The organism is Pseudomonas sp. (assembly GCF_049590575.1).
GTDB lineage: Bacteria > Pseudomonadota > Gammaproteobacteria > Pseudomonadales > Pseudomonadaceae > Aquipseudomonas.
Genome location: NZ_JBAWDE010000242.1, coordinates 1 through 10,736 on the forward strand (window position 1 = coordinate 1; position 10,736 = coordinate 10,736).

At 61.0% G+C, this 10,736-nt stretch carries 6 protein-coding genes; 2 read left to right on the forward strand and 4 right to left on the reverse strand.

All coding sequences use genetic code 11. The features are described from left to right. Window positions 1-31: 31 nt before the first annotated feature. The gene (gene treP / locus WBR57_RS16700) at window positions 32-1,474 is read right to left on the reverse strand and encodes a PTS system trehalose-specific EIIBC component (protein WP_424084776.1); all 1,443 of its coding nucleotides are present in this window, start codon (window positions 1,472-1,474) and stop codon (window positions 32-34) included. A gap of 238 nt (window positions 1,475-1,712) precedes the next feature. Here treP and treR point away from each other — a divergent pair, with 238 nt between their 5' ends. Together treR and WBR57_RS16710 are read left to right on the forward strand one after the other, a co-directional pair. Further along, window positions 1,713-2,417 (forward strand): trehalose operon repressor, encoded by a 705-nt coding sequence (gene treR, locus WBR57_RS16705; RefSeq protein ID WP_424084777.1) that lies wholly within the window; start codon window positions 1,713-1,715, stop codon window positions 2,415-2,417. A 93-nt stretch (window positions 2,418-2,510) separates the two neighbouring features. Continuing rightward, window positions 2,511-6,791 (forward strand): membrane-targeted effector domain-containing toxin, encoded by a 4,281-nt coding sequence (locus WBR57_RS16710; protein ID WP_424084778.1) that lies wholly within the window; start codon window positions 2,511-2,513, stop codon window positions 6,789-6,791. A 77-nt stretch (window positions 6,792-6,868) separates the two neighbouring features. Here WBR57_RS16710 and guaA read toward each other — a convergent pair whose 3' ends face one another. From guaA to WBR57_RS16725, 3 genes are all read right to left on the reverse strand, one after another. Continuing rightward, window positions 6,869-8,446, reverse strand: coding sequence for a glutamine-hydrolyzing GMP synthase (gene guaA, locus WBR57_RS16715; RefSeq protein ID WP_248079827.1), 1,578 nt, complete (start codon window positions 8,444-8,446; stop codon window positions 6,869-6,871). A gap of 81 nt (window positions 8,447-8,527) precedes the next feature. After that, the gene (gene guaB, locus WBR57_RS16720) at window positions 8,528-9,997 is read right to left on the reverse strand and encodes an IMP dehydrogenase (RefSeq protein ID WP_016977684.1); all 1,470 of its coding nucleotides are present in this window, start codon (window positions 9,995-9,997) and stop codon (window positions 8,528-8,530) included. 104 nt (window positions 9,998-10,101) lie between these two features. Next, on the reverse strand, window positions 10,102-10,650 hold the full coding sequence (locus WBR57_RS16725; RefSeq protein WP_058422675.1) for a hypothetical protein: 549 nt from the start codon (window positions 10,648-10,650) through the stop codon (window positions 10,102-10,104). Window positions 10,651-10,736 lie beyond the last annotated feature (86 nt).

Consider the following 10,736-nt stretch of genomic DNA (forward strand, 5'->3'; position numbering starts at 1 on the left):
TGGGAGCGGGCTTGCTCGCGAAGGCGTCAGATCAGGCGACCCTGTATCCAGGCCGAACAATCTTCAGGCTCAACGCACAGGTCAGAACAAACGGCACGACCATCGCGACAACCATGCCGATCACAAACATCGCGATGGAATGCGGCACGATCGAAATGAAACCGGGCAAACCGCCAACGCCGATGGCTGACGCCTGCACCTTGTTCAGCGAGAGGAAAATGCTGCCCAGCGCCGAGCCCATCAGCGCGGCATAGAACGGAAACTTGAAGCGCAGGTTCACCCCGAACATCGCCGGCTCGGTGATGCCGAAGTAGGCGGAAATCGCCGAGGTCGAGGCCATGCTTTTGTCCCGCGCGTTGCGGGTCATGTAGAACACCGCGAGCGCGGCGCTGCCCTGGGCCAGGTTGGACATGACGATCATCGGCCAGATAAACGTGCCGCCCTGGGTGGAAATAAGCTGCAGGTCCACGGCAAGGAACATGTGGTGCATGCCGGTGATCACCAGCGGCGCATACAGCAGGCCGAAAATTGCCCCGCCGAGCATCGGCGCAAGGTCAAACAGGGTGACCACACCTTCGGTGATCAGGATGCCGAGATGACGGGTCAGCGGGCCGATGATCGCCAGCGCGAGCACGCCGGTAACGACGATGGTGGTGATCGGCACCACCAGCAGTTGAATCGCGTTAGGCACCCGGGCGCGCAGCCATTTCTCGATCACGCTCATCACGTAGGCGGCCATCAGGATCGGCAGGATCTGCCCCTGGTAGCCGACCTTCTCGATCTGGAACCAGCCGAAAATATCGAAGTACGGCAAGCTTTGCCCGTCGAGGCCGGCGACCGCCTTGCCGTAGTTCCAGGCGTTGAGCAGGTCCGGGTGCACCAGCATCAGGCCGAGCACGATGCCGAGGATTTCACTGCCGCCAAAACGCTTCGCCGCCGACCAGCCGACCAGTGCCGGCAGGAACACAAACGAGGTGTTGGCCATCAGGTTGATCAGGCTCCACAGGCCATCCAGGTTCGGATAGGCCTCCAGTAACGTCTGGCCCTCGATGAACATGCCCTTGGCGCCCATCAGGTTGTTCACCCCCATCAGCAGGCCGGCAATGATCAGCGCCGGCAGGATCGGCATGAACACATCGGAGAACACCCGCACCAGGCGCTGCATGGCGTTGGTCTTGTCGGCGCCCTTCTTCTTGACGTCGGCGATGGTGGCGGCGGCGAGGCCGGTCTGTTCGCGCAGGGCGGCGTAGACCTTTTCCACTTCGCCGGGGCCGATCACCACCTGGAACAAGCCGCCGGTGAAGAACGAGCCTTTGACCAAGTCGACCTGGTTCAAGGCACTGCTCTTGACCAGGCTCGGGTCCTTGAGGGCCAGGCGCAGGCGGGTCACGCAGTGGGCAGCTTGCTCAAGGTTGTCGCTGCCCCCGAGGTTCTCGAGGATCTCGCGGGCAATGTTCGAATAGTCGTGGCTCATGCTTGGTTTTCCACTTTGATTTTTTTATTTGAGGGCAGTCATTGGCAGCACGCCGACGCTAAAACTACTCGTACAGACGAGTTAAATCAATAACTCGTCTGTACGAGTTTGAAAATGACTAATTTTCTGTTTTCAGAGTCAGAAGTTTCCGAGTTGTACAATCGGTTGCATGGACAAACCCCACCGCTGCCACTAAGGTTCCTGCCTTGAACGCCAACGTGGCACAGAGCCCTCGCCCATGAGCAAATACAACCAGATCTATACGGATCTGCTTGCCAGCATCACCACAGAACGTCTGCAGCGCGGCACGCGCCTTCCCTCCGAAACCGAATTGATGGACAGCTACCAGGCCAGCCGAGGCACCGTGCGTCGGGCCATCGAGCAGTTGCAGGAGCGTGGGTTCGCGCAAAAAATCCACGGCAAGGGCACGTTCGTGCTGTCGCCCAACCCGATTGAGTTCCAACTGGGCGGCATCGTCAGCTTCCATGAAACCCACGCCGACCTGGGCGATGACGTTCACACCGAAGTCGTCGAATTCACCCAGTTCCCGCTGCAAGGCTCGCTGCAACAACACCTCGAAGCCGCGCCCGGCAGCCTGATCACGCGCATCAAACGGGTGCGGCGCATCGGCGGCAAACGGGTGATCCTCGACATCAACCACTTTGTCGCCGACCTGATCCCGGGGCTGGACCAGACGATTGCCGAACAGTCGATCTACGCGTTTATCGAGCAGACCCTGCAACTGCAGATCAGCTACGCCCAACGCACCATCGAAGCGCTGCCGCGCAGCAAGGACGACCAGGCGCACCTGGACCTCGACGGGCAAAGCCATGTAATCGTGGTCAGCAACCAGACGTTTTTGCAGGATGGGCGGCAGTTCGAGTACACCGAATCGCGGCATACGCTGGACAAGTTTTACTTCTCGGACATTGCCCGCCGCTAAGTCCGACGCCCGCCAGGCTGTCGGCCCGGCAGCCTGGCCTGCGACCCCTTGGGATAGTGATGGTGACATTACGCAACCCAAGGAAAGCGCATCATGCAAGACGCATCCACCCTCCCCAATGCCGCCGACGCCATTGCCCTCAAGGCGTTGGTACCCGCCCTGGTTGAGAGCTGCCCCGACCTGTATGAAATGGCCACCCAATTCGCCCGCAAGATCCTTGTCGAACACGCCATCGACCTGGACCCCGAGCAGGTCTGGTGGCACCGGTTTCACTCCTCCCAAAGCAATCCGCTGACCTTCACCGGCTGGGAGCACAGCGAACATCCCCACGACTCGATGACGCTGACGCAACTGGTGATCAGCCGCTTCACCGTGCACGACCAAGACAACGCCGACATGCTCGACAACGACTGCGGCTTCTACACCGCCGGGCCCGGCGTCGGGGTCTATGACCAGACCAATGAGGTCAAGCTGTTCGGCAGCCAGGTGATGAAAGCGTTCTGGGCGTTCAATTTCCTTGAGCATTTCAGGACCACGGCCGAAACCTTCTGGCGCCAGCAGGGCGACACATTCAGGACCCTGGCCAAGTGCACCTTCCTGGCCAAAGCCATCGAAGACCGCGAGGGCGGGCGCTTGTCGGATGGCAACTTCGCTACGGTGATCAAGGCCTGCGCCGCCAACGTCAGCTGGCCGGTGAGCCGGTCAATGCTCGATGCCTCTACCCCACCCGGCAGCGTGCTACGGCTGCGCCGTTTGAAAGTCGGCAGCTATGTCGCCAGCGATATCCTGTGCATCGTCGACCAGCAGGGGCGGCAAATCCTTTACGTGCCCGGTGAGGTCTGGGGTTTTCATGTACTCGACAGCACCGAAGACCTGCATTGGTGGGTGCTGTCCCAGGTCGAGCAACCTGATAGCCGCAAACGTTTCATGGCACATTTCCAAGTGGCCGACCATGACATCATGGAAGACACCGCAGCCCTCACCACCGCACAGAAGTGGCTGTTGGCGGCCTTTCCGGCGGCGAACCTGCTCAATGCGGTATTCCACGAACCACGTATCGAAAACGTCGGCCTCAACCACGTGCTGGACCTGCTGTTCAGCGCCTGGAAAAACCACGACCATTCCCTGCTCAGCGTGCAGGACGCATGGATCAGCAACGACCCGTTCACCCACCTGCGTGACGCCACCCATGCGCGCATGCTCAGTGACGCCGGCTACATGATGCATTCCAACGGCGAATTGCGAAAAAAACTGTGGATCGGCTACCTGAATGCCTTCGGCCGGATGTTCGCGCCTCTGGCGGCGGTGGGCTGGCCGGTGGCGCTGGCAGCAGTGGGTGCCGGGCTGGCCAACGTCGGGCTGAACATCGATCAGGCGGTCAACGGCAAGACGCCCGCCGAGCGCAAGGCCGGGGTTACCGGCGCCGTGCTCGGCGTGATCGACACACTGTTCAACGCGATGTTTCTCAACACCGGCGAACGCCTGCCCGAAATCGCCCAGGCCAGCGACAGCGTGGCCAGCGAAGAACGGTTGGCTGCCGAGAGCGTTGATGAGGAGCGACTGCCGCTGCTGCACGACATCACCCCGCAGCGAGTGGCGGCGCCGGGTGAAGAGGACAGCTTCTTGGCGACGCTGCGCGCCGACATCACCGAGAACACCCGCGAAGGCACGGGGGAGCGCCAGGGCATCATCGAAACCATGAGCGGCAAAACCTACATCTACCTGCGCCAAGGCCTCACGTCCGCGCACTTCCAGGTGCGCTATGTCAGGGAAGCCAAGGGCTGGCTGATCATCGACCCGGATAATCCCTGGTCGTTTTACCGCAGCGTGCCGGTGCGCCTGAACGCCTACAAGCGCTGGGAGACCGTGTCCAGCCCTGGTCTCAGGGGTGGCAAACCGATGTTCGGGTTCAAACCGTGGGGCCGCTCGCCTTCGCCCTTGCCGGCGGTCGAGAGTCCGATCAGCGCCTATGAGGTTCCCGAGGCCGAACGCCCCAGTTTGCAACGCATCGCCAACCAGGGCGGCGATTTTAGAGAGCTGGACGAACGTTACGTGCGCGGCCATGACCTGGACAACTTCAATGCGCTACGGCACAAGTTGTATGACGATGCCCGGGTGTTTTTCAGCGATCCGGCACTGCCTGCCCGCCCTGCAATACCGACGCTGGCAGCCGACACGCCGCCCAAGGTCATGCTCCAGCAGCTGCTTGAGGACAAACCCGGCCTGGTGATCGGCGAAAACCATGCAAGCGCCGCCAGCAAACGTTTCCTGATAGAAAACATGCCGCTGCTGGCCAAGCAGAAGGTCAAGACGCTGTACCTGGAGCATGTGCTGACGGATTTCCATCAAGCCGACCTGAACCTGTTCAATCGCACCGGCAAGCTGCCGGAGAACCTGGAGAAATACCTGCGGCAGCTGGACAAGGGTCACGGCACCGACCCGACTGGGCGATACACCTTCCTGGAGGTGGTCAGGAGTGCTCAAAAAAACCACCTGCGGGTGCAGGCCATCGATTGCGCGGCCAGTTATCGCAGCAGTGGCTTGCTTGGGGTGGAACCGAACTATCGGCAAACGATGCTGAGCTTTTTTGCGCGTGAGGTCATTGAGGCCGATCAGGCAGCACGTGGCGTACACAAATGGGTGGCGCTGGTGGGAGACAGCCATGCCAATACCTACAAGGGCGTGCCCGGTTTGAGTGAGCTGGAGGGCACGGTCGGACTGCGCATCGAAGATGCGCAGATCGGCGAAGCTCGTGGGCTCGAGCCTGATCCCGGACGCACCGCGCTGCAGATGGGCGCCGAGCCAACTACGGTCACCAACGACCTGCGCCTGCAGTTGGAAACGCCCATCGAAATCAGTGCTGCGCGCAAACACGATGCTGGCTTGCCAGTGCCCGGCATGTACCGGCTCGTTGAAGAACAGGGGTACCCGCTGATCGTCAGCCGCGCTCGCGACGGTTGGATCAAATGCACAGCGCTGCAGCAGGACAAGGCCGGCTTTTTCTTCACTCGGTCTGACTGGAGCGGCCTGAACGGCAAGCACTTCAAGACCCTTGAAAAACTCCACGAAGCCCTCCAGGCCCGGGGCATGATCGAGTCCAGGGCCCCGATCGCGCCGGGTACATCGGAGACCACCGCTCCGGCGCCTTCCCAGCCGTTCAGCGCCTACGATCTAGCGGCAGAGGATCTCGACGAAATGCACGTCAAGTTTGTCCGCAATGCCGAGGGTCATCTGCAACCCATTAGCCGTCAGCAAAGCAACATCAACCGTGCCCGACAACGCCTGCTCAACGACGCCCAGGCCTTTTTCCGTGAACCTCGCACGCTGCCGCCCCGCCCCCACTTGCCCGCTCTGACCCCTGCCCTGGAAGGCGATACCTTCATCGCACAGGTTCTGGAACAAGCGCCAGGCCTGGTGGTGGGTGAGTCTACGGGGTGCATCGGCAGCAAACAGTTTCTGATCGAGCACATGCCTGCTTTCAGCCGGGCACAGGCAAAAACCCTGTTCGTCAAAGGGCTGGTCACTGAAACTGATCAGGCCGAGCTCAATGCCTTTCACCACAGCGGCCAGATGACCACTGAACTGCGCCAGGCCCTGGAAGCCGCGGATCGTGTGGCGGGCAATGACCCATCAGGGCGTTTTAATCTGTTGCAACTGGTGCGCACCGCGCAGCGCAACAACCTGCGGGTGCAAGCGCTGGACTGCATGGCCAGTTCGCCGCTGAACGGTGACGTGCCGAACGATAGCTTTAGCCGTCGCTGGATCGACAACTACCTGACTCACCGCCAGATCCGCCGTTATGTGCCCACCGGCGGCACCGAGCGCTGGGTCGCCCTGGTGGACCCGATGACCACCAATACCTATCGCGAATTGCCGGGCGTCAGTGAATTGGAGGGCGCCGTCAGTCTGCGTATCGAGGACGTGCCACAGGGCGAACAGTCAGGCTTTATGGTAGATCCCGGCACCGAAGCGCCTGAAGAACATGTCGCCAACTTTGTCCTGCCGGATCAACAACTGACCACCCAACTCGGCCCGGTCATCGTCAGCAGCGACGTGCGACTGCAACTGGAAACGCCCTGGCTGCACGCCGGCGTGAAACCGCTCGGCGAGCAACTGTACGCCGACGGGCTCTACACCCTCAGCAATGCCTCCGGCGAACTCAAACTGATACACCGCAGCCGCACCCGCGGGCTGGTCTACACGCCGATCCAGACCAACGCGCAAAACAAGCTGTTCATCGACGCGCCTTCCTGGCCGAGCATTCATCGCAAACCGTTCGATACCCCGCTGGACCTGATGGACGCCCTCAATGCCAACCACATGACCCTGGCCAACTGGTCAAAACCGTTGCGGGCCGCGCCTGCCGTTTCCTGAGATGCAAAAAGGCCGGGAGAACCTTGGTTCACCCGGCCTTCTTATGACAGCGTCAGGCCCTCAGGGGCTGTTTGCGATCATTCCCACTCAATCGTCGCCGGCGGCTTGCTCGACACGTCATACGTCACGCGCGAAATGCCTTCGATCTCATTGATGATACGGCCGCTGACGGTTTCCAGCAGTTCGTACGGCAGGTGTGCCCAACGGGCGGTCATGAAGTCGATGGTTTCCACCGCACGCAGGGCCACGACCCACGCGTAACGACGACCATCGCCTACCACGCCTACCGACTTGACCGGCTGGAACACCACGAACGCCTGGCTGACCTTGTGGTACCAGTCGGCTTTGCGCAGCTCTTCGATGAAGATGTGGTCGGCGCGACGCAGCAGGTCGGCGTATTCCTTCTTCACTTCACCCAGGATCCGCACGCCCAGGCCCGGGCCCGGGAATGGGTGGCGGTAGACCATGTCGTACGGCAGGCCGAGTTCCAGGCCGAGACGACGGACTTCGTCCTTGAACAATTCGCGCAGCGGTTCTACCAGCTTGAGGTTCATTTCCTCAGGCAGGCCACCCACGTTGTGGTGCGACTTGATCACGTGGGCCTTGCCGCTCTTGGCGCCGGCCGACTCGATCACGTCGGGGTAGATGGTGCCCTGGGCGAGGTACTTGATGTTATCCAGTTTGTTGGACTGGGCATCGAACACGTCGATGAAGGTGCGACCGATGATCTTGCGCTTCTTCTCCGGGTCGGACTCGCCGGCCAGGTTGTTCAGGAATTGCTCTTCGGCGTTGGCGCGGATCACCTTGACGCCCATGTTCTCGGCGAACATGGCCATCACCTGCTCGCCTTCGTGCAGGCGCAGCAGGCCGTTGTCGACGAACACGCAGGTCAGTTGGTCGCCGATGGCTTTGTGCAGCAGCGCCGCAACCACCGAGGAGTCAACGCCGCCGGACAGGCCGAGCAGCACGTTGTCGGTGCCGACTTGAGCGCGAACTTGAGCGATGGCGTCTTCAGCGATTTTCGACGGGGTCCACAGCGCTTCGCACTGGCAGATGTCGAGGATGAAGCGCGACAGGATGCGACCGCCCTGCTTGGTGTGGGTCACTTCCGGGTGGAACTGCACGCCGTAGTAGCCACGCTCGTCGTTGAACATGCCGGCAATCGGGCAGCTCGGGGTGCTGGCCAGGATGTGGAAGTCTTCCGGCATCTTGGTGACCTTGTCACCGTGGCTCATCCACACGTCGAGGCCGAACAGGCCGTCGGCATCGATGTGGTCTTCGATGCCGTCCAGCAGGCGGCTCTTGCCGACCACGTCGACACGGGCGTAACCGAATTCACGCAGCTCGGAACCTTCAACCTTGCCGCCCAGTTGCTCGGCCATGGTCTGCATGCCGTAGCAGATACCGAAGACTGGCACGCCCAGATCGAACACGGCTTGCGGGCAACGCGGGCTGTTGGCTTCGTGCACGGACTCGGGGCCACCGGCGAGGATGACGCCTTTGGGGGCGAATTCGCGGATCGCTTCGTCATCCATGTCGAACGGGTGCAGTTCGCAGTACACGCCGATTTCACGCACGCGGCGGGCAATCAGCTGGGTGTACTGGGAACCGAAGTCGAGGATCAGGATGCGGTGGGCGTGAATGTCGAGGGCCATGAAGTCAGTCTCGTCTAATGAATCAGAAACAACTCGGGGCTGAAAGAACAGCCCCGGTTACTTAACGTTTTGCTGGAAGCCTCAACCTACGCGGTAGTTTGGCGCTTCCTTGGTGATCTGCACGTCGTGGACATGGGATTCAGCCATGCCGGCGCCGGTGATCCGTACAAACTCTGGCTTGGTGCGCATTTCTTCGATGTCGGCGCTGCCGGTGTAGCCCATCGAGGAACGCAGGCCGCCCATCAGTTGATGGATGATGGCGCTGAGGGTGCCCTTGTACGGCACACGGCCTTCGATGCCTTCCGGAACGAGCTTCTCGGCGCCTGCCGAGGAGTCCTGGAAGTAGCGGTCGGAAGAGCCTTGCGCCTGGGACATGGCGCCCAGCGAACCCATGCCGCGGTAAGCCTTGTAGGAACGGCCCTGGAACAGTTCGATCTCGCCTGGCGCTTCTTCAGTACCGGCGAACATCGAGCCCATCATCACGCAGGAAGCACCGGCAACGATGGCCTTGGACAGGTCACCGGAGAAACGGATGCCGCCGTCGGCGATCAACGGCACGCCAGTGCCTTCAAGCGCAGCGGCGACGTTGGCGATGGCGCTGATTTGCGGCACGCCCACACCGGCGACGATACGCGTGGTGCAGATCGAGCCAGGGCCGATACCGACCTTGACCGCGTCGGCGCCGGCTTCGGCCAGGGCCTTGGCGGCAGCGCCGGTGGCGATGTTGCCGCCGATCACTTGCACGTCAGGGAAGTTCTGTTTGACCCAGCGCACGCGGTCGATCACGCCTTTGGAGTGACCGTGGGCGGTGTCGACCACCACCACGTCAACACCGGCAGCCACCAGGGCCGAAACACGGTCGCCGGTGTCTTTGCCGGTACCGACCGCAGCGCCCACGCGCAGACGACCTTGGTCATCCTTGCTGGCCAGCGGGTAAGCCTTGGCTTTTTCGATGTCGTTGACGGTCATCATGCCTTTGAGGGCGAATTTGTCGTCGACGATCAGCACGCGCTCGATGCGGTGCTTGTGCAGCAGTTCGCGCACATCGTTCTTGTCGGCGCCTTCCTTGACAGTAACGAGGCGCTCTTTAGGCGTCATCACTTCGCGGACGGTGACTTCAAGACGGTTCTCGAAACGCACGTCACGGGAAGTGACGATGCCGACCAGGTCGCCATCGTGCAGTACCGGAACGCCGGAGATGTTGTGCAGGCGGGTCAGGTCGAACAGGTCGCGTACGGTAGCGTCGGCTTCGATGGTGATCGGATCTTTCACCACACCGGCTTCGTAACGCTTGACCTTGCGTACTTCGGCAGCTTGCTGCTCGATAGTCATGTTCTTGTGGATGATGCCGATGCCGCCTTCCTGAGCCATGGCAATTGCCAGACGGGCTTCGGTGACGGTGTCCATGGCAGCGGAAACCAGGGGAATATTCAGCTCGATGCCACGGGTTAGGCGGGTCTTGAGACTGACTTCGTTAGGAAGCACCTCGGAATAACCGGGCACTAGGAGAATGTCGTCGAATGTCAGAGCTTCTTGGCTGATACGCAGCATCGCGGGGGCTCCCGAGCGGGAAAATGGAAGCGCGCCATTATATACATGCACCCTGTCAGGCTCAATGTAAAACTCCGACAAACTTGGTAATACTGATAGAAGGGTTAAAGCTCGACTTTGACCCAACTCATCTTCTGGTCCAGCCAATCGGCGAATTCGTCGATAAAACTCTGCTTGAACCCCGCCTCCGCCCAGTTGTTGAAGATGAATCCCAGGTTGGAAAACCCGCATTCCTGCAGGAACAGAAACCCGTTGATGTCATCTTCATGCCCACACAGCGGGCAGGTGAAGTTGTCGGTGTGGCCGGGCATCCAGTCTTCCAGGCTTTCGAACAGCGCCTCGCCGACTTCCTTGAGGCATTCCGGGCAGCCGGCTTCTTCGAGAAAACCCTTGGCCGGGGTGTAGATGCAGCGCTTGTAGATGATCTCCAAACCATTGACCGGCTCGTTGAACGGCAGCGCTTCGGGGTGCAGCACCACGGCGCGGGCGCCGTCAGCCAGGGCGTAGGCCATGCGGTTGCCGGTGCGCCCGCAGGTGGTCAGCTCTTCCTTGATGATGTTCTTGCGCACCAGCCAACGCACGATTGCCCGGGCGCGGGGTTCGTGGACGGGCAAGGTGGAGATTTTCGGGACAAGGATGCTTTGCGAGTTCATGAGGCCTGAGAGTCCTGCGGTGTGCCGTCTGGCGCCTTCGCGAGCAAGCCCGCTCCCACATTTTGATTTGTGAATAGATTCAAATG